General features: G+C 70.6%; 1 protein-coding gene. It reads right to left on the reverse strand.

What is annotated here, in order from left to right; genetic code table 11:
- Positions 1-228, reverse strand: a 228-nt coding sequence (locus tag ACPYOG_RS21270) for a Spo0B domain-containing protein (protein ID WP_481296013.1), incomplete at both ends; no start/stop codon positions are given.

The raw sequence follows: 228 nt of genomic DNA on the forward strand, positions 1-228 counted from the left end.
GGAGCTCGGCCCCGCGTTCGGCCGCTTGCGCCACCTTGCCGAGCAGCAGCGCGGCGACCGCCGGCCGGTTTGCGGCGCCGAGTACGTCGTCGGCGAGCGACTGGCTGCGTTCCACCTGGTCCGCGATCAGCTCGATCGCCTCCTCCGGCCTCCCCAATTCCAGCAGCGAGACGACCGTGTGCAGCCGTTTCGTGTACTCGTGGCTCTGCGACTGCAGCGCCTCCGTCA

It is taken from the genome of Leifsonia sp. HAY1-4F, assembly GCF_056755275.1.